Below are 19,991 nucleotides of genomic sequence, written 5' to 3'. Positions count from 1 at the left end.
GCTTCTTCTTGGGGACCGCGGTGCGCCCGGCGTCTAGCGGAGCTTCGCGACCGCTTCGGTGAGGCGGGCGCCGAAGTCGGCGTCGGCCTTGGCGAAGTTGGCGATGGCCCGTTCGGCGATGTCGTCGCGGGTGACCTTGGCGATGAACCCGGCGAGGTTGGCGATGAGGCGGTCCTGCTCTCCGGCGGTCATGAGGCGGTAGAGGTCCCCGGCCTGGACGAAGTCGTCGTCCTCGGCGTGGCGCGGGGTCTCCCACTCGCCGGTGGGGCCGGAGACCTGGACGGGGGCCCACAGGGGCTGACCGGTCTCGTTCGGGCCGCCGAAGGAGTTCGGCTCGTAGTTCTTCGCACCGGCGTGGCGGCCGTCGTAGCCGAGGCCGTCGCGGTTGCCGTTGCGCGCCGTGGTCGCGTGCGGGCGGTTGACCGGGAGCTGGTCGGCGTTGATGCCGACACGGTAGCGGTGCGCGTCGCCGTAGGCGAACAGGCGGCCCTGGAGCATCTTGTCGGGGCTGGGCCCGATGCCGGGGACGAAGTTCGCGGGGCTGAACGCGGACTGCTCGACCTCCGCGAACACGTTGTCGGGGTTGCGGTTGAGCTCTAGCTTGCCGATGGTGATGCGCGGGTAGTCGGCGTTCGGCCAGACCTTCGTGAGGTCGAACGGGTTGAAGCGGTAGGTCGCGGCGTCGGCGGCGGGCATGATCTGGACCTGGACGGTCCACGACGGGTACTCGCCGCGCTCGATGGCCTCGCGGAGGTCGCGATGGTGGGAGTCGGGGTCCTGCCCGGCGAGGACGGCGGCGTCCTCGGCGGTGAGGTTCTCGATGCCCTGGTCGGTCTTGAAGTGGTACTTCACCCAGAACTGCTCGCCCGCGGCGTTGACCCACTGGTAGGTGTGGGAGCCGAAGCCGTCCATGTGGCGGTAGGACGCGGGGATGCCGCGGTCGCCGAAGAGCCAGGTCACCTGGTGGGTGGACTCGGGCGAGAGGCCCCAGAAGTCCCACACGTTGTCGGCCTCCTGGGAGCCGGTGTACGGGTCGCGCTTCTGGGTGTGGATGAAGTCGGGGAACTTGATCGCGTCGCGGATGAAGAAGACCGGGGTGTTGTTGCCGACGAGGTCGTAGTTGCCCTCCTCGGTGTAGAACTTCAGCGCGAAGCCGCGCGGGTCGCGCACGGCGTCGGCCGAGCCGAGGTTGCCCGCGACGGTGGAGAAGCGCAGGAACGTCTCGGTCGCTTTGCCGGGCGCGGAGAGGAACGCGGCGCGGGTGTACGCGGTGACGTCGGCGGTCGCGGTGAAGGTGCCGTAGGCGCCGGCGCCGCGGGCGTGGACGACGCGCTCGGGGATGCGCTCGCGGTTGAAGTGGGCGAGCTTGGCGAGGAGGACCTGGTCCTGGACGAGGAGGGGCCCGCCGGGCCCGGCGGCCTCGCTCTGGTTGTTGCTGCTGACGGGCGCGCCGGTCTCGGTGGTCAGCGGTCCTGCGGTGGTGTCGAACTCGGTGCTCACGTGCGAGCCTCCTCTGCGTGCGGCTGGTCCCCGGCTCCGGCGGCGGGCGTTCCTTGCTGGATTCGATCCTAGCTTAGACTTCGTCTAAATCAAGGGCGGATGAGCAGCGTGACACAGACAACGAAGGGTCCTGCAAATAATCGAAGGTACCTGTTGTCTTTTGAAGGTTCCTTCGTTTATGATGTACGAAGGAACCTTCGGAGATCCCGGAGGTCCGTACCGAAGGGAAACAGTCATGTACGACGAACATGATGAGAACGACACGGAGCGCGCCGACGAGGCCGCTCCCGCATGGGACGACGAGGAGACCGGCCGCAACCTCGGCGGACGCCTCGCGTACCTCTTCCTCCTGCTGCGGCGCGGCGACGCGCACCTGCGACGCGGGGACCACCCGCGGGCCGGGGCGTTCCAGGGCCAGGGACGGGTGCTGCACCTGCTCTCGCTCCAGTCGCCGATCGCGCAGAAGGAACTCGCCTACCTGCTGGGCATCCGCTCGCAGTCGCTGGGCGAGCTGCTGGGCAAGCTCGAAGAGGCCGGACTCGTCCGGCGCGAACCGAGCCCGGAGGACCGCCGCACCAGCATGGTCGACCTGACCGAGGCGGGCCGCACGGCCGCCGAGCAGCGCGAGGAGACCCCCAGCGCCGACCCGTTCACCGTCCTGAGCGACGAGGAGCAGGACCAGCTGGCCGGGCTCCTCGACCGCGTCATCGGGGCGATGGAGGAGCGGCTGCCCGGCGGCGCCGACGCGCACATGCGCAAGTTCAAGCAGATGGCGTTCGGCTTCGAGGGCCGCGGCGGACCGGGGTTCGGCCCCGGTTTCGGTCCCGGGTTCGGCCCGGGCTTCGGTCCCGACTTCGGCGAACGGGGCCGGCGCGGACACCACGGGCACCGCGGCGAGCGGGGCGAGCGGGGCGAGCGCGGCCGTGACCGCGGCGAGCGCGGCGACCGTGGACGCGGTGAACGCCGCGACCGCGACCGCTCCCCGCGCGGTGAGCGATGGGGCCGGTGAGCGCCCCGCTCCCCCGCCACCACCTACGAGAGCACTGAGGGCTCCGCGGAACACCGCGGAGCCCTTTCGCGTTGCGGCGCTAGGCGACCGCGACCGGCTCCGGGACGACGGCCGGAACGTTCGCGATGTCGAGGTAGACCCGCTCGTACTCCTCCAGCGTGGCGTCGAGGTCGTGGGAGGCGATGAGGTCGAGGCTCGCCTTGCCCATGGCCGTGCGGGTCGGCTCGTCGGCGAGGATCGCGCCGAGGCGCAGCGCCAGTTCGGCGGTGTCGCCGGGCGGGTAGAGCCAGCCGTTGCGCCCGGGGCGCACCAGGTGCGGGAGGGCCATCGCGTCGGCGGCGACGACCGGTTTGCCCGCGGCCATGGCCTCCATGGTGGCGATGCTCTGGAGCTCGGCCGTGCCGGGCATGCAGAACACGTGGGCGCGCTGGTACGCCTGCACCACTTCGTCGTCGGTGATGAAGCCGTGGAAGACGACCCGGTCGGCGATGCCGAGGTCGGCGGCCTGCCGCTCCAGGCGCGGGCGGGCGCTGCCGTCGCCGACGAGTTCGACGCGCACGTCCTCGGGCAGGGACGCGGCGGCCGTCAGCAGCTCGTCGACGTTCTTCTCCGCTTCCAGGCGGCCCACGAACAGGACCGTGGGCGCCGCGGCGAGGCCGGTCGAGCCGGCGTAGCGCTCGCGGTCGATGCCGCAGGAGATCGCCATGACGGGCCGGTCGAGGCCGTTGCGCTCCAGCAGTTCCGCCGCGCGCGGCGTCGGCGTGGTGCAGACCGTGGCCTTCTCGTAGAGGCGGGTGAGGTCGCGCCAGGCGGCGGCCGCGATGAGGCGGTGGGTCCAGCGCGGCGCGGGCCACATGAGGTTCTCGGGCATGAAGTGGTTGGTGGCGACCAGCGGCGTGCCGGCGGCCGTCGCGGCGCGGACGGCGCTGCGGCCGACGAGGAAGTGCGCCTGGGTGTGGACGAGGTCGGGTTCGATCTCGGCGAGCAGCGCCGGGACCGCGCGGGCCGCGCGCCAGGGCGGGCAGAACCGGAACGTCGGGTGGAAGGGGGTGCGGACCGAGGCGATGCGGTGGACGGTGACGCCGTTGACCGCGGCGGTGAACGTGTCGTTTCCGGTGGAGGGGCAGACGACGTGGACTTCGTGGCCGCGCGAGACCAGGCCGGTGGCGAGGCGGTGCGCGAAGTTCGCGGCGCCGTTGACGTCCGGCCAGTAGGTGTCGGCGGTGATGGCGATCCGCAGCGGGCCCTCGCGGCGCTCGGGTGTCGCGGCGGGCGCGCTGCGGGGCGGGAGGGCGCGGGCGAGGACCACGAGCCCGGTGACGGCGAGGGCGGCGGGCGCGGTCATCGCGACGAGCGTGGTCCCGGAGGTCTCGGCGAACGCGAGGCCGCCGATGAGGACCGCGACGAGCGGGTCGACGATCGTGGTGGCGCCCACGGCGGTCGCGGCGGGCCCGGCCGCGTACGCCTTGTGCAGCAGCCAGGCCCCGGCCAGCGCCGCGACCGCGGCTTCGGCGAGGACCAGGACGAGCAGCTCGGCGGCGATCGGGGCGACGGCGGCCGCGCGGACCAGGGCGGACGTGAATCCGAAGAGGACGGCCGCGGCGACGGCGAGGAGCAGGGCACGGCTCGCGCCGGTCGCGAAGCGGGCCGCGAGCGCGGCGGCGGCCGCGGCGAGCAGGGTCCACTGGGCGGCGCCGATGTCGGGGGCGGGCACGACGGTGCCGGTGCCGAAGGTGGACAGCACGGTCAGGCCGACGACGCCGAGGACGCTCATCGCGAGGGCGAGCGCGACGGTGCGGGTGAGGGCGACGCCGGTGAGGACGACGGTGAGCACCAGGGCGAGCATGCCGATCGGCTGCACGACGGTGATCGGGGCGAGGGTGAGGGCGATGATGTGGAGTCCGGCGCCGAGGACGACGAGGCCGTTCCCGAGGTACCACTCGGGGGTGCGCAGGATGGTGCGGAGTGCGGACAGGCGCAGGACCGGGCCGGTGGTCGACCGGTGGACGGCCCCGTGCTGGAGGTGGGCGGCGCCGGCCATGCAGCTGGCTCCGGCGGCGGCGAGAACGATGGCCAGGATCAGCATGAGGTCCTCTCAGATCGCGGCACTTGCGGGCGGGGGGTGCGCACGGGTCCGGGACCCGTGACCCGACTCTCGCGGCCGCGGATGAAAACTTCTTAAGAGAGGTCGCCGAGTTCGTTAAGAACTGGCGCAGCCGCCCGCTGACCGGCAGGCGCACCCGCAGTTCCGCACCGCCCGAAGGCGAGGCGCCCGCCTCAGCGTCGCCGCCGTGGGTGGCGACGACCTGGGCGACGATCGCGAGGCCGAGGCCGGAGCCGGGCATGGAGCGGGCCTCCTCGGCGCGGTAGAACCGCTCGAAGACCTTGGGCCGGTCGGGTTCGCCGATGCCGGGGCCCTCGTCGGCGACGGTGAGCACGGCGCGGCTCCCGCTCGCGGAGATGCGAAGGCGCACTTCCACTATGGCGCCTTGGGGGCTCCACTTCGCGGCGTTGTCGAGGAGGTTGAGGACCATGCGGGCGAGGCCGCCGGGCTGGCCGTCCATGACGGCGGTCGCGGTGGCGACGGCGAAGACGATGCCGGGCCAGCGGGCGCGGGCGCGCGTGACGGCCCCGTGGACGACCTCGGCGAGGTCGAGGGGCACGAGCGGTTCGGGGTCGGTGTTCTCCATGGCGAGTTCGACGAGTTCGGCGGTGAGCGCGGTCAGCTCCTCGGCCTGCGCGCCGAGGTCGCGGAGCAGGCGGGCGCGGTCCTCGGCGGCGAGGGTGCGGCCCGAGACGGCCTGCGTCTCGGCGTAGGTGAGGAGTTCGACGTTGTTGCGGAGGCTGGTGAGCGGGGTGCGCAGCTCGTGCCCGGCGTCCTGCACGAGCTGCTGCTGCGCGGCCTTCGCGGTGTTCAGCGCGGTCATCATGCGGTTGAACGCCGTTGCGAGCCTGGCGATCTCGTCCTGGCCGTCCACGGTGATCGTGGAGTGGAGGTCCTGGGTGCGGGCGACGTCCTCGACGGCGCCGGTGAGGCGGTGGAGCGGGCGCAGGCCGGTGCGGGCGACGCCCCAGCCGACCACGCCGGACAGGAGCGCGCCGAGGAACCCGACGTAGGCGACGAGGAACAGCAGGTCCTCAAGGACGCCTTCGATGCCGGTGACGAGGCGGGCGACCTGGACGGCGCCGTCGTCGGTGCGGATGGTCGCGACGCGGTAGACGGTCATGCCCCCCGGCCCGGCGTCGGCGATCTCCAGGCCGATGCCGTGGTCGGCGAGGAGGGGCGGCGGCGGGTAGACGCCGCCGAGCCACTGGGAGCCCTCGGTGCTGGAGACGGCGAACCCGTCCTCGTCGAGGAAGCGGACGATGATCGGCGGCGGCGGGCCGTCGTAGGTGAGGAGCCGCTGCGCCTCGGCGGGCAGGTCGTCCATCTCGCGCCAGTCGCTGGCGGGGAGGTCGGCGGCGTACATGTCGTGCAGGGCGTCGTCGGGGGTCTCGGCCTGCGCGGCGGTCTCGGCGTCGTTCTGGAGCTGCATGTCGAGGTTCTCGTACATGCGCTTGCGCATCATGTACCAGGCCGAGAGCGACACGACGGCGACGGCGAACATGACGCCGATCGCGGTGAGCAGCGCGACCCGGGCGTGCATGCTGAGGCGCCCGGGGCGGGGCCGCCGGCGCAGCCTCACAGGGCCGCTTCGCGGAGCACGTAGCCGACGCCGCGGACGGTGTGCAGGAGCCGCCGCCCGCCGTCGGCCTCCAGCTTCTTGCGGAGGTACCCCAGGTAGACGTCGAGGCTGTTGGAGCCGCCGCCGTAGTCGAAGCCCCAGACGTCCTCGAACAGGACGGACCGGGTGAGCACCTGCCGCGGGTGGCGCATGAACAGTTCGAGGATCGCGAACTCGGTGCGGGTGAGGCGCACCTGGCGGCCCGCGCGCTCGACCTCGCGGGTGACGGGGTTGAGGGTGAGGTCGTCGAAGCGGAGCTCCGGGGTCTCCTCGGCGAGGGCTTCGTACCTGGTGCGGCGCACCAGGGCCCGCACGCGGGCGAGGAGCTCCTGGAGGGCGAAGGGCTTGGCGAGGTAGTCGTCGGCGCCGGAGTCGAGGCCCGCGACGCGCGCGTTCACGTCGTCCCGGGCGGTGAGCATGAGGACCGGCACGAGGTTCCCTTCGGCGCGCAGCAGGCGGCATGCCTCCAGGCCGTCGAGCACGGGCATGGTCACGTCGAGGACGACGCCGTCGGGGCGGTGCTCCCGGATCGCGTCCAGGGCCTCGCGGCCGTCCTTCGCGGTGCGGACCGCGTACCCCTCGAAGCGGAACGTCCGCGACAGCGAGTCGCACACGGCGTCCTCGTCGTCGGCGATCACGAGCAGCAATGCCACCACCTCCGTCACCGATGCTCTGCCGCCGCGTCGAGCGGGGAGTGAAGCGGCGGCCAACAGAATGCGAAGGATTCTATGGCGCGCGGGCCACCCCGGGCCGCCGGGCGGCGGTCCCGGGGCGGGCGGCGGTCAGTTGTCGCGGATGCGGTCGTAGCGCCAGGGGATGTAGTTCTGGGCGCGCAGGTTCGCGGTGGTGACCTGGACGTGCCGCATGTCGAGCTCGGGCGTCGCCAGGTCGTAGATCCAGATCTTGCCGCTCGTGGTGCTCCACTTGTGGAACAGCATGCAGTGGTTGTCGTAGGAGTTGACGATGTCGCCGGGCTTGAGCTGGCCCCAGTTGATCCGGGTGCACAGGTCCGGGAGCGTGCGGGTGCTGTGGCCGGGGGTGGCGCTGTGCCAGCTCATCGAGACGAAGCCCGAGCAGTCCTGCCGGTACGTGTGCGCGCCGTCGATGTCGGTGGCGCGGCTGCCGCCGTTGTACTGGATGTTGCGGTTGTACCAGTTCTGCGCGCGCTCGATCACGTCGGCGCGGACGATGTTGCCGAGGTACGCGGCGTTCGCGGGACTCCCGACGGCGATCACCGGGACGGCCGCCGCGGGGACGAGGGCGGCGGCCTGGAGCAGGCGGCGCCGGGAGAGGTTCGGTCGTTCGGTCATGACGTGCTCCTCAGAGGGGGGACGGCCGGTACGGGATCGTCCGGCCGGTCCCCCTCATCCTTCGCGGACGGGCCCGCGGCGGCGAGGCGGAACGACGGCGGGATACCGGCGGCCCGGGCCGTGGGAACGCGGGAGCCCAGTGGAGGGGCGGCCTATCATTGCCGCATGCCCGAAGCCCATGTCAATCTCCGGCCGCTGCGCCTGCGGGCGATGATGTCGCAGGAGGAGCTGGCGCTGAAGGCGGGCGTCGGCACGCGCACGGTCCGCGACATCGAGTCCGGGCGGGTGCGGCCCCAGCCGAAGACGCTGCGCCTCATCGTGGACGCCCTGGGCCTGGACGAGGACGGCCTGGCAGAGCTGTACGGCGGCCCCGCGGCCCCGCGGGCCACGGCGCCGGTGACGCTCCCGTCGGGCACGGCACAGTTCACCGGGCGCGCCGCGGCCCTCGCGGTCCTCGACGCGGCCCCGCCGCTCGTGGTCCTGACCGGGGTCGGCGGCGTCGGCAAGACCATGCTCGCGCTCCACTGGGGGCACCGGTCGGCGGCGCGGTTCCCCGGCGGGCGCCTCTACATCGACTTGCGCGGCTTCGGACCCGAGGGGGCCGCGACGGACCCGGCCGAGGCCGTCCGCCACCTGCTCGCCTCCCTCGGCGTGGAGGCCGGGCGCCTCCCGGCCGCGCCCGAAGCGCAGATCGCCATGTACCGCAGCGTCATGGGCTCGGCGCGGCGACTCCTCATCCTCGACAACGCCAGGGACGCCGCCCAAGTTCGGCCGCTCCTGCCGGACGCCGCGCAGGTCCACACCGTCGTCATCAGCCGCCGCAGGCTCGTCGGCCTCGCCGTCTCGCACGGCGCCGCGGTGGTCGAGGTCGAAGCGTTCGGTTCCACTGAGGCGGCCGTACTGCTGGAGCAGCGGCTCGGGTCCGCCAGGATCAAGGCCGAACCCGAAGCGGCGCAGCGGATCACCGACCTGTGCGCCGGACTCCCGCTGGCACTCGCCATCGCCACCGCCCGGGCCGCGGCGCAGCCGGGCCTGCCGCTGGGCGCCGTCGCGGACGAACTCGACCGCTCGCGGCTCGACGCGCTCGCCGTGGACGAGGACTCGGTGGACCTGCGGGCCGTGTTCTCCTGGTCCTACCGGGCCCTCGAACCCGACGCGGCGCGGCTGTTCCGGCTGCTCAGCCTCGTCCCCGGGCCCGACTTCGGGACCGACGCGGCCGCCGCGCTGCACGGCGGCCCCGAGGCCGCCCGCGCGTTCCGGACACTGGTCGAAGGCCACCTCGTGGAACCCGACGGCGGCGGCCGGTACCGGCTGCACGACCTGATCCGCCTCTACGCCGCCGAACTCCTCGAAGCCGAAGCGCCACAAGAAGACCGCGACGCGGCCCTGGACCGGCTGCTCGACTGGTACCTCCAGAGCGCGGGCGCGTGCCGCTCCGCGCTCTACGGCGCCATGGTCGGCCTGGAGCTGCCCGAGCCGCTCCACGCGTACGCCGCGCCCGAGCATCCCGCGCAGTGGCTCGCCGCGGAGTGGGAGAACCTCTGCGCCGCAGTCGAGTACGCCGCCGACCAGGGCCGGGCGCCGTTCACGTGGCTCATGGCCGACGTCGTCCGCGGGTACGCGTGGCTGAACATGCTCGGCGCCGACGGCGCCCGCCTGAGCCGCACGGCCCTCGAAGCGGCCACCGTCGCGGACGACCGGCTCGGACGCGCCGCCGCCGCGATGGCCCTCGGCTGCTCGCTTCTGCGCCTCACCGAGTACGACGAGGCCATCGCGCACCTGCGCGAGGCCGCCTCCCTTGCGCGCCAAGCCGACTGGCCCGCGGGCGCGGCCTCGGCCGAAGGGAACCTCGCCGTCGCCTGCTACCACCGCGGCCGCATGCCCGAAGGGCTCGCGCACGCCCAGAACGCCCTCCACGCCTACCGCGAGATCGGCGAGCACCGCGCCGAGACCACCAACCTCCACTGGCTCGGCCTCTTCCACTCCCTCCTCGGCGAGCTCGACACCGGCATCGGCTACCTCGAACAGGCCGTCAAGCTCACCAAGGCCGCGGGCAACGACGCGATGAGCGTCATCGTCCTCACCCACCTCGCCGAGATCGAGGGCTTCCGCGGGCGCCTCGACATCGCCAACGCCCACCTCGCGGAGGCCACCGCGCTCCTCGGCGGCACCGGCGGCGTCGACAGGACCGGCGACCTGCCCGGCGTGCGCGCCCGGCTCCTCCTCACCGCCGGGAGGACCGCCGAGGCCCGCGAGCTGGCGTCCCAGGTCGTCAGCGAACGGATAGAGGCGGCCGACCACCGCATCAGGGCCGCGGGCATGGTCACGCTCGCGGCGGCCTGCGACGCCGAAGGGGACGCGGCCCAGGCCGTGGCCCTGTACGACCGCGTGCTCGCCATGACCGAGCACGACGCCACGGTGTTCCACCGCGTGGAGGCGCTGGCGGGCCGGGCCGCGGCGCTGCTCCACAATGGCGACTCAAGTGCGGGGGCGGCCGCCGAGCTGGCGTACCGGACCGCGCGGGACGCGGGTTACCGGTTCCTCGAAGGGCGCGCACTGAACGTCCTCGCCGCGGTCGACCTGGAGGCGGGGCGCGTCGACGCGGCCGCCGAGCGGGCGCGCGAGGCGCTCCGGATCCACCGCGAGACCGGGCACGGGCCCGGCGAGGCCGTCTCGGTCCAGCTCCTAGCCGACTGCGCAGAACGGCAGGCGCAGTAAGACGTTCGCGGTGTCCCGCACCGGTTCGGGCTCCTCGGGGGCGGCCGGGCGCAGGGACTTGCGGCGCCTGATCACCCACGTGAGCACGCCGCCCGCGCCGAGGAGCGCGGCGATCCAGCCCACGAGGGACTCGACGTCGGGCCCGGCGATCGTGGCCGCCAGCAGGCCCAGGCCCACCGCGTACACCGCCCACAGGCTCGCGCCGAGCGCGGCCATGCGCGCGTAGGGGACCCGTTCGGAACCGGCCGCGACCCACGCCAACGCGGTGCGCCCCGCGGGCAGGAACCTGGCGGCGACGGCGGCCCGGTACGGGTGGGCGTCCACCGCGTGGCGAAGGGCCCGTTCGACGTCGAGGACGGTGCGGGTCACCAGGCCGGTGACCGCGCGCGGCGCGTCGGTGCGGCGACCGCTGCGGACGGCGCGGAAGATCCGGTGGCCGAGCACCTCGCCGAGCCACGAGGACCCGGCCGCGGCGATCAGGACCGCCGCGATGAGCGCGGGCTCGTCCCGGCTGAATCCGACGACGGTGGTCACGACCGCGGAGCTGGGGACCACCGGCAGGAAGAAGTCGGCGAGGACGACCCCGCCGACGAGCATGAGCGACAGGAGAAAGGTCATCGGTTCCGCACGCAATCACACCGGGGTGGCCGGCAGGGGACGACCGGGCCTCCGGGGGATGAACGGCCCATGGCCGTCGTGTCAGCGCCCTCGCGGCACGGCGGACGTGTTGAGGCCGAGCTCGAAGCGGTTCCAGAGGAACCGCTGGACGAGGAGGGTGCCGATCCCGGCGACGACGAGTCCGGCGAGGTTGACGCCGAGCTGGACGAGGGACGCGCCCACCTCGTCCCAGTGCGCGAGGGCGATGGCGACGGCGATGTTCCCGGCCGCGGGGACGGTGGTGACGGAGATGAAGACGCCGACGAGGGCCTGGGACTTGCGGGCGGTCATCGAGAGGATGCCAGCGACCCCGGCGAGGACGGCGACGATGAACGACCAACGGTCGGGGTGGATGATGAAGCTGGTCAGGGGCCGGTCGTCGAGCATCGACGGCTCGATCCAGCCGAAGACGCGGCTGACGGCGGCGCACGCGAGGGTCACGGCGATGGCGACGGCGAAGCCGACGAGGAGCGTGCGGGCGGCCCGGCCGATGAGCGGCAGGTCGCGGCGCATGGCGCCGAAGCAGAACGCGGCGACGGGCCCGAAGTCGGGGCCGAGGACCATGGCGCCGACGATGAGGATCGGCTGGTCCAGGAGGGCGCCGATGGCCGCGATCTGCACGGCGAGGGCCAGGAACACCAGGTAGGACCAGGTCAGGCGGGTCTCGGCGGCGGTGCGCGCGGCGAGTTCCTCCCAGATGACGGCGTCCTCGGAGTGGCCGGGCGCGTCCGCTTCGGCCTTGTCGGCGGCGTCGGAGATCGACAGGTCGATCTCCTCGACGGTGATGGCGCCGGTCTCCTTGAGGCCCAGGGCCCGCAGGTCGGCGAGGATCTCGTTGGCGCCCTCGCGGGCCACGTCGAACTCGACGCAGTCGCCGGCGGGGTCGACCGCCGCGCCGGGCAGGCGGATCACGTTGGCGACCGCCGGGCAGTCGACGGCGGCGGTGAGGACCTCGCCGGTCAGGGCGGCCGGGGTGATGACTCGGACATGCAGCACAAGGGGCATTGTGCCCCATCGCGCCTACCCGGCCGCCGACCGGCGGGCGCTAGTGGGCGGTCTTGCCGCGGCCCGAGGTGATCGCCTCGGCCACGCCGATGAGCAGCACCGACGCGATGACCGCGACGATGAAGCCCAAAATGTTCAACTCCCAGATGTCGCCGGTGCCGAGCAGGTTGGCGACGGTGCCGCCGATGACGGACCCGACGATCCCGAGCACGAGCGTGGCGATGATGCCGAGCGACTGCTTGCCGGGCTTGATCAGGCGCGCGAGCGCACCGATGACGAGTCCGGCGACGATGAATCCGATCATGGCGACCTCCCGTGGTCTGTGGATCGTCCTGTCTCCTCTGTTCCCCCGCCGCGCGGGTTTCACACCCGGCGCCGCGTCCCGAGGAGCAGTCCCGCGCCGACGACCAGGAAGACCAGGGCCGCGGCGGCCGCGGAGCGCAGGTCCGTGCCGGTCACGGTCAAAGTGGAACCGTCCCAGGTGTTGGTGACCTCGGCGGCGTCGCAGGTGTCGTCGTCGCAGGCGGCGACGGTGAACGTGCCGCCGTCGGCGCCGTTGACGCTGAGCGCCGTGCGGTCGGCGCCGCCGTCGCCGGGTTCGGTGAGCGTGCAGTCGGCGCCGACCGGGAGGTCGGTGTACGCGGCGGTGCCGCCGCCGGTGATCGTGCGCTCGGCACCGCCGGGGACGTCCACGCTGGAGCCGTCCAGTGTGCACTTGAGGCTGACGGTGAACTCGTCGCCGCGGTGGTCCGCGGCGCCCGCGCCGTCGAGGCGCTTGGCGACCGCGAGGCCGCCGAGGTCGAACCGGTTGGTGACCGTCAGCTCGGCGGTGTCGCGGAACGGGATGGTTGCCGGGTTCTCGCCGGTGACGGTGACCTCGGTGGCGCCGCCGGTCTGCGTCTCGGTCGCGGTGCACACCGAGCCGGTCGGCAGGCCCTCGTAGAGCGCGGGTTCGTCGGCGGTGAACTCGCGGGTCGGGCCGCCGGGGACGGTCACGGCCACAATGCCTTCGCCGGTGTCGAACGTGCAGTCGAGCGAGACGGTGAAGGGCCCGGCGCCGTACAGGTCGGCGCCGTTCCCGGTGACCTCCTTGGTGATCCGGAGCGAACCGGAGGAGAGCACGTTGAAGGCGTAGAGCGTGGAGGTCGTCCCGGAGCCGACGGTGACGGACCTGGGCAGGATCGCCGAGAGCGTCGCGCCGCCCTTGCCGGTCTCGACGGCGGTGCACGCCGCGCCTTCGGGGAGGTCCGCGATGGTCGCGTCGAGCGGCCTGGTGCCGCCGAGGACGATCGATCCCTCGTAGACGGTGCGGGTGCCCGAGTCGTCGTCGAGCGTGCAGGTGACCTCGATCGTGAAGGGGCCGGGGGTGACCGGGCCGGTGCCGGACCCGAAGACCTTCTTCAGGAGCCGGAGCGAGCCGGTGCCGAAGGTGTTCGACATGGTCGCGATGTTGACGGAGCCGTCCGCGTCGGCGGAGAGCGTGATGTCGGCGCTGGAGCCGTTCGTGGTGACCGCGTTCCCGCCGTCGTCCACGGTGATCGCGACGTCGGCGCCCTTCGCGTCGGTCTCGGCGACGGTGCAGGCCGCGCCCGCGGGCAGGCCGGTGAAATCGGCGGTGGCGCCGTCGCTCAGCTCGGCGGTCATCGGGTCGTCGGCGCTGTAGCCCGTGGCGTAGACGGGCTCCCCGAGGAACGTGCAGTCGACGCGGACGGTGAAGGGCCCGTAGGTGATCGGGTCGCCGTTCTGGTCGACGGCCGCCGAGTCGACGCTCTTGCGCACGACGAGTCCGGCGAGGTCGTAGGTGTTCACTGCGACGATCGTGAGCGGGTCGTCGGTCTCGCGCGTGACGGTGACGGTGGTGGTCTCGAAGGAGGTCGCGCCGTTCGCGTCGTCCTCGGTGACGGTGCACTCGGCGCCGTACGGGAGGTCGGTCACGGTGACGGTCTCACCGGCCGTCACGGTCTGCACGGCGTCGTCGCCGAGGTCCACATCGTCCTCGACGCGGGTGCCGACCGCCGAGCGGCACTTCAGGTTGAGGACGAACTCCTCGGGCGCGTACGCGGCGCCGTCGCCGGTGACCTCCTTGCGGATCGCGAGGTGGCCGGTGGCGAGGGCGACGCCGACGCGCTCGCCCTCAGTGAGCGGCAGCTCGATCGACGCCTCGGTGCGGCTCCCGGTCTGGGCGATGCCGCCGACCGAGGCGGAGTTCCAGGCGATCGTGTCGGGGCCGTCCTCCGGCGAGGCCGCGGGCGCGGTCATGCGGAACTCGAACCCGACCTTCTCCAGCGGGTCGAACAGGTCCCCGTCGGGGAAGACCGCCTCGTAGCGCAGCGCGGTGACGCTCTCCAGGATGTCCTCGGTGAACGCGGGCCCGCCGTACTGCGGGAACGGGGTCCAGGAGATCGCCGGGCAGTCGACGGCCTTCGTCCTGGTGCACTGCTTCGGGTCGGCGGTCCAGTACAGGCGCAGCACGGTCCCGGCCGGGACCGGCGTGGTCAGGCGCGCGGTGCCCTCGAAGACGGGGCGCCACGCGGAGCCGCGCTGGTTGGGGTTGATCGCGCCGGTGTCGCCGGGCGCGGGCAGCTGGTCGAAGCCGGTGACCTCGCTGAGGGAGAGGTTCCCGGAGTTGGTGGCCTCGAAGCGCCACCAGTGGTCGCCGCCGGGCTTGAGGATCGGCACGCACGGCGACTTGTAGAACCCGGCCGAGTCCGGCGTGCAGTCCGCGGCGTCGGTGCCCGCGTCGGTGGAGAGGTTCCCGAGTTCGTCGTCCTCGGCCATGACGGTCTTGACCGAGCGCATGGAGGCCGCGGCGGTCACGGTGACCGAGGCGGTCGCCTTGCACTCGCCGGTGGCCGCGTCCAGGGTGCCGTCGCACTCGTCCCAGGGCCGGTCGCCGCTCACGCCGACGGTGTTGGCGACGACCGTGCCCGCGGCGACGCCGGGGCGCACGGTCAGCTGGATGGTGATCGTGTAGGTCTGGCCCACTTCGAGGACGGAGCCAGCGGGGAACGTGAACTCGATCCGCTCGACGTTCCCGGTGATGTCGGGCGCGACGTCGGCGGCGTCGGTCGGCAGGGCCGTGCCGCTCGGGGGCTCCGGGGCGTCGCCCGCGAGCGCGTACGCGAACGCGCCCTCGCCGCCGGGATATTTATCCTCGTCCCACCGGAGCTGGGCGCCGGTGGCGTCGGTCGGGAGCACGTCGGTGATCACGGGGTCCACGACCGCGCGGCTGCCGGTGTTGGTGATCTGGAGCGTGTACGGGACGGCCGCGGAGGGGGCCTTGACACCGCCGTCGACCGCGCCGTCGGCGAGCTTGACCACCTTGACGGCGTTATTGACGTGCCGGTACAGGACCGTGGCCGTCGCGGAGTCCTCGGCGCTCACGGGCTCGCCGTCCACGATGACCGCGCCCTTCGCGACGACGTCCACGGTGTTGGTGGCGATGCCCGCATCGGACTCGCCGGGCGCCGGGTCGTTGCCGGCCAGGTCGGACTGGACCGGGCCGCCGGTGCGCAGCTCGTCGCGGCGGACGAGGGCGACGTTGACGGCCTGGAGCGGGTTCGCCGGGTTCTCCCAGATCTTCCCGTCGGCGCGGGTGAAGGTGAACCGCAGGCCCTGCACGTCGGCGGCGGCGACGCCGTCCGGCAGCGCGAGCGAGGTGGCGGGCGTGCCGTTCGTCCAGGTCGCGCCGGTGACGGTGACGCCCGAGCCGTCGTCGGTGAACGTGCCGCCGGTGAGGACGTCGACTTGGACCCGGTCGATCGGGGCCGTGAACTTGAACGTGCCGAAGCCGGAGAAGTCGTACTGGTTCCACAGCAGCGGCTCGTCGTCGGTGAGCGTCATGAGGTTCGCGCGGGTGGTGCCGCCGGGCCTGCCGGTGATCGTCATCGTGACGGGGCCGTTGGAGGGCTCCACGATCTGGGTGGGGCTGAAGGACTTCCCGGCGGTGACGGTGAGGTCGACGCCGGTGAGCACGATCGCGGCGTCGTCGGTGGCGGTCGGCTTGTCCTCGTCGGTGCCGCCGAGGTCGGCGACCTTGGCCTGCACGTCGTTCGCGACCGGCGAGTCGGCGGTGGTGACCGCGTCCCCGGTGGAGCGGTGCGTGGCGCGCAGGCGCAGGTCGAGCGTGAGGCCCGCGGTGGCGCCCGCGTCGATGCGGCCGTCGTGCGCGACGGTGATGCCGACGGCGTCGGCGAGGTCGGCCTCGGTGAGCGCCAGCGCCTCGTCCGCGGTGTACGCGCCGGTCGTCCCGTCCGCGAACGTGAGGGTCACGGTGGTGGAGGTGGCGCCGTCGGGGACGGTGATCGCGACGATCTGCTTGAGGTCGAACACGTCGAACGGGTCGTCCGTGTTCGGTTCGGCGATGGTGAGGTTGTCGACCTTCGCGGCGGTGCGGTTGGTCGCGGTGATCGAGACGCGCCCTGACGGGTAGCTCGCGGCGTCGGTGCCCGTGGGCGGGACGCCGAGGGGTCCGCCGGTCCAGTCCTTGGCGACGTCGACGTTCAGGGGCACGTCGATGATGAGCACGTCGTCGGCGCCGGTGTCGGTGACGACCTGGTCGCCGCCGGTGGAGCCGGTGGCGCGGGCGGTGTCGTGGACCTCGCCGGGCGATCCGGCCACGTTGTACTCGCGGGAGCCGAGGACCGGGTCGGGGTCGGCCTGGGGGTCGCGGACCTCGTCGCGGATCTGGAAGGTGAGGCGCAGGGCGCGGTCGTTGCCGCTGGAGCGGGAGACGCCGTCGCCGACCTGCGGGAGGGTCGGGTCGGCGCCGATGCGGTCGGCGCGGGTGGGGCTCTCGGTGAAGACGAGGCGGACGCTGGTGGTGGACGCCTGCTCGGCGGCGGTGAGCGTGTAGCCGGGGAAGGTCCCGTCGCACGCGTCGGGGCAGGGGTCGCCGGAGGCGCGGACCCATTCGGTGCCGTTCCACAGTTCGACGCGGTCGACGGCGTCGTAGGTGAGCCAGGGGTCGTCGGCGGCGCTGACGGCGTCGATCGCGACGAGGTCGAAGGCGTTGAAGAACGAGTCGCCGACGGCGGTGGTCTCGGGGTCGGCGACGTCGGAGATGACGACCTGGTCGAGGCCGGAGTAGCCGCCGGTGGACCAGTTGATCTGCGCGTCGATCCGGTCGCCGGAGCGGGCGGTGATGGTCTTGCCCGCGCCGGGTTCGGTTTCGAGGAAGGTCTTGTCGATGAGGGAGCCCTCGCCGGGGTCGACCGGGATCAGGTCGACGGTGGCGCAGGCGTCGTCGGGGCGGGGCGCGGTGACGTCGTCGCTGGAGGCGGCGGCGGAGGCGCAGTCCGTGATGGTCTCGTCGGACCCGGCGGCGGCGCCGGAGCCGTCGCGCTTCTGGTCGCGGAGGGCCGCTTGGAAGTTCGGGGACACGGAGGTGCCGGGTTCGAAGCCGTCGGGGTCGTAGTAGTCGAATTTCAGGCCCTGGATGTCGTCCTGGAGGTCGGCCGGGATCGGGATGTTGACGACGGCCGCGCCTTGGAGGTCCTCGGCGCCGGGCAGGACGACCCACTGGGTGCCGTCCCAGTAGGACACGGTGAGGGTGGCGCCCGCGGGGATCGCGGTCTGGGTGATGGCGGTGGCGTTGAAGCTGTTCCAGAACGGGTCCGGGTCGGGGTTCGGCGGGACGGTGGCCGGGTCCTGGACGACGATGTGGGTGGCGTCGGCGGTGGAGGCCGGGAACGGCGAGACGCGCGACGGGAGCTGGACGACGACCTTCTCGCCCGGGACGGAGTTGATCTCGGTCGGGGTGATGCGCTTGCCGACCTCGACCGCGAGGCGCGCGGCGAGGGTGGTGAGCGTGTCGGAGGCGGTCGCGGAGCCGGTGTCGTCGCCTTCGGCGACCTCGACGAGGACCTGGTTGGCGTGGACGGTCTCGTCGGCGGTCTGGTCGGGGTCGGTGTCCACGGTGAACGGGATGGTGGCCTGGGCCCCGGCGATGATGTCGCCGGTGTAGACGACGGTGAAGCCGGTGACGGTGCCGTTCGGCGCGGGGAGCGTGTCGGGGTCGGTGGCGTCGAGGGTCTCGGTGGTGCCGTCGTCGTAGGTGTAGGTGACCGTGGCGGCGGTGGCGCCGCTGGGCCAGGCGACGCCGTCGGTGAAGCCGGTGAAGGTGAGGCCGTTCGTGAACGGGTTGGCCGTGGACGGGTCGGGCTCGGTAATGGTCATGGTGTCGACCGCGGTCCCGGCGTTCGTGCCGGTGAGGGTGACGGTGGACGGGTCTCCGGCGGCGACGGGGTCGGGGTCGAAGGTCTTGGTCGCGGCGGCGGCGATGTCGAGCGGGACGATCGTGTAGTCGGCGGCGGCGTCCCCGGTGGCGGTCTGGCCTTCGGCGGCGGTCTCGGCGGTGACGGTGTTGGCCGCGACGGTCTGGGCGTCGATGTCGGTGACGTTGTCGCGCTGGACGAGGTCGATCTGGACGCCCGCGGTGCCGCCCGCGGGGAGCGGGTCGCCGCTGGAGTCGGTGTAGGTGAGGCGCACGCCGCGCACGTCGGCCGCGTCCACGCCGTCGGGCAGGACCGCTTCGGGGCCTGGCGTCCCGGCGACCCAGGCGCCGTCCACCCAGACTTCGACGAGGACCTGGTCCGCGCCTTCGGGGAGGGTGGTGTCGCCGAAGCCGGTGAAGGCGAGGTAGTCGAAGGGGTTGGGGCTGGCGGCGGGGTCGGTCGGGTCGGTGATGGTGAGGGAGTCGACGTCGCCGTTGGAGGCGTCGGTCGCGCCGAGGGTGAGGGTGGTGGCGGTGCCGGGTCGGGCGACGGCCTGGTCGGGGTCGAAGGACTTGGTTGCCTCGACGGCGAGGTCGAGGGGGACGGAGGGCGTGACGGTGGCGCTGCCGCTCTTGCTCGCGGCGTTCGAGGCGGTGACCGTGGCGTTGTTGGTGACCGGGATGCCGTCGGCGGAGTGCGGCAGGTCGGGGTCGACTTTGACCTGGATCTGGACGGTCGCGGTCGCGCCGGCGGCGAGGCCGGTGGTGCCGTCGCTGAAGCTCTGGTCGAACACGACGGTGACGGTCTGGCCGTCCACCGTGGAGGCGCCGGTGCCGCCGGTGACCTGCGGGGCGCCCTGGACGATGAACTCGGAGGGGACGACGTCGGTGAGCACCGCGTCGGCGCAGCTGGGCGTGAAGGAGGTGCAGCCGATGACCACGGTGTACGTGAAGGTCTCGCCGGGCTGGACGGTCTCTGCGGAGGCGGTCTTGGCGAGCGTCAGCGTCCCGTCCTGCTGGGCCGAGGCGGCCGTGGCCGGGACGAGCAGCATGACCAGGCCCACCGTCAGCGCGAGGAACGCAGCCGCCGTCTTCCGTCCGAACGACCGCATGGACACCTCCGCTATCGACGACCGGCCACTGTGCACGGGGCACAGCCTTCGGGACGGTATCACTCCCGGTGACGAAGAGATGTCGGAAAGTGCGGACCGTCCTCTGTCCGCGCCCGCGCGCCTTCGCCCCGCGGGTGCATAATTGACGTATCAGCTACCCGGAACCGGAGGTCGCCCATGTCGCAGCGCAGAGGCCGCACCGCGCTCACCCGCACCGAGCTCGACAGCTGGCGCGTGTTCGTCGAGACCACCGACGACCTGCGCGCGACCCTGGCCGGGCGGCTCCAGTCCGAGAGCGGGATCTCGGCCGGGGACTACCGGGTGCTGCTGGAGCTGAGCGAGGCGCCCGGGCGGCGCCTGCGGTCCTCGCACCTGGCCGACGCGGTCGGCTGGGAGCGCAGCCGCCTCTCGCACCACCTGGGGCGCATGGAGAAGCGGGGCCTGATCCGGCGCGAGGCCGCCGCGGGCGACAACCGCGGCGCCGAGGCCGTGCTCACCGACGAGGGGCGCGACGCGCTGCGCCGGTCGAGCGTCCCGCACTTCCACGCCATCCGGGAGCTGTTCCTCGACGCCCTCACCCCGGACCAGCTGGCCGCGGCCCGCGACGTGGCCGAGACGCTCCGGGACCACCTCGCCGCACTGGAGCGGTAGCGGCCGGGGGTGTCGCGCGCCGCACTCGGGGCCCGAATAGTTGACGCGTCATCGACAGGCTCTTATGATTGACACGTCAACCAGTCTCCG

11 protein-coding genes and 1 pseudogene are annotated in these 19,991 nt (G+C 73.0%); 3 read left to right on the top strand and 9 right to left on the bottom strand.

Features of this window, described 5'->3' with window-relative positions; all coding sequences use genetic code 11:
• Positions 1–33: 33 nt before the first annotated feature.
• Positions 34–1,500: a catalase gene (locus tag AB0A65_RS18625; protein WP_359952688.1), complete on the bottom strand. Its 1,467-nt coding sequence runs from the start codon at positions 1,498–1,500 to the stop codon at positions 34–36.
• A gap of 235 nt (positions 1,501–1,735) precedes the next feature.
• Here AB0A65_RS18625 and AB0A65_RS18620 point away from each other — a divergent pair, with 235 nt between their 5' ends.
• Positions 1,736–2,509 carry a MarR family transcriptional regulator gene (locus AB0A65_RS18620; protein ID WP_359952686.1) on the top strand — a complete coding sequence of 258 codons (774 nt, stop codon included), beginning with the start codon at positions 1,736–1,738 and terminating at the stop codon, positions 2,507–2,509.
• A gap of 79 nt (positions 2,510–2,588) precedes the next feature.
• On the opposite strand, the gene AB0A65_RS18615 is transcribed toward AB0A65_RS18620, so the two are convergent.
• From AB0A65_RS18615 to AB0A65_RS18600, 4 genes and pseudogenes are all read right to left on the bottom strand, one after another.
• Positions 2,589–4,595, bottom strand: a complete 2,007-nt coding sequence (locus AB0A65_RS18615; RefSeq protein WP_359952685.1) for a glycosyltransferase — start codon at positions 4,593–4,595, stop codon at positions 2,589–2,591.
• A 199-nt stretch (positions 4,596–4,794) separates the two neighbouring features.
• Positions 4,795–5,736 (bottom strand): annotated as a pseudogene (locus AB0A65_RS18610) (HAMP domain-containing sensor histidine kinase); the annotation flags it as partial.
• Between the two features lie 455 nt (positions 5,737–6,191).
• The gene (locus tag AB0A65_RS18605) at positions 6,192–6,881 is read right to left on the bottom strand and encodes a response regulator transcription factor (RefSeq protein WP_359953047.1); all 690 of its coding nucleotides are present in this window, start codon (positions 6,879–6,881) and stop codon (positions 6,192–6,194) included.
• A gap of 135 nt (positions 6,882–7,016) precedes the next feature.
• Entirely contained in the window at positions 7,017–7,544 is a 528-nt protein-coding gene (locus tag AB0A65_RS18600; protein ID WP_359952684.1) for a twin-arginine translocation signal domain-containing protein, read from the bottom strand.
• 165 nt (positions 7,545–7,709) lie between these two features.
• Between AB0A65_RS18600 and AB0A65_RS18595 the strand changes: the two genes are divergently transcribed.
• The gene (locus tag AB0A65_RS18595) at positions 7,710–10,262 is read left to right on the top strand and encodes a helix-turn-helix domain-containing protein (RefSeq protein ID WP_359952682.1); all 2,553 of its coding nucleotides are present in this window, start codon (positions 7,710–7,712) and stop codon (positions 10,260–10,262) included.
• On the opposite strand, the gene AB0A65_RS18590 is transcribed toward AB0A65_RS18595, so the two are convergent.
• The 4 genes from AB0A65_RS18590 to AB0A65_RS18575 all read right to left on the bottom strand — a co-directional run bounded on the left by AB0A65_RS18590 (position 10,230) and on the right by AB0A65_RS18575 (position 19,250).
• Positions 10,230–10,880, bottom strand: a complete 651-nt coding sequence (locus AB0A65_RS18590) for a hypothetical protein (protein WP_359952680.1) — start codon at positions 10,878–10,880, stop codon at positions 10,230–10,232. The genes AB0A65_RS18595 and AB0A65_RS18590 overlap by 33 nt on opposite strands.
• A gap of 81 nt (positions 10,881–10,961) precedes the next feature.
• Positions 10,962–11,915 carry a DUF389 domain-containing protein gene (locus AB0A65_RS18585; protein ID WP_359952678.1) on the bottom strand — a complete coding sequence of 318 codons (954 nt, stop codon included), beginning with the start codon at positions 11,913–11,915 and terminating at the stop codon, positions 10,962–10,964.
• A 49-nt stretch (positions 11,916–11,964) separates the two neighbouring features.
• A complete protein-coding gene (locus tag AB0A65_RS18580; protein ID WP_359952677.1) occupies positions 11,965–12,228 on the bottom strand; it encodes a GlsB/YeaQ/YmgE family stress response membrane protein in 264 nt (87 codons plus the stop codon).
• 59 nt (positions 12,229–12,287) lie between these two features.
• Positions 12,288–19,250, bottom strand: coding sequence for a DUF5979 domain-containing protein (locus AB0A65_RS18575; protein WP_359952676.1), 6,963 nt, complete (start codon positions 19,248–19,250; stop codon positions 12,288–12,290).
• 177 nt (positions 19,251–19,427) lie between these two features.
• On the opposite strand from AB0A65_RS18575, the gene AB0A65_RS18570 reads away from it, so the two are divergent.
• Positions 19,428–19,901, top strand: coding sequence for a MarR family transcriptional regulator (locus AB0A65_RS18570; RefSeq protein ID WP_359952674.1), 474 nt, complete (start codon positions 19,428–19,430; stop codon positions 19,899–19,901).
• Positions 19,902–19,991 lie beyond the last annotated feature (90 nt).

This window comes from Glycomyces sp. NPDC047010 (assembly GCF_040644205.1).
Lineage (GTDB): Bacteria > Actinomycetota > Actinomycetes > Mycobacteriales > Micromonosporaceae > Glycomyces.
The sequence above is the reverse complement of the archived record's forward strand: the minus strand, read 5'-3'. Positions and strand labels throughout refer to the sequence as shown.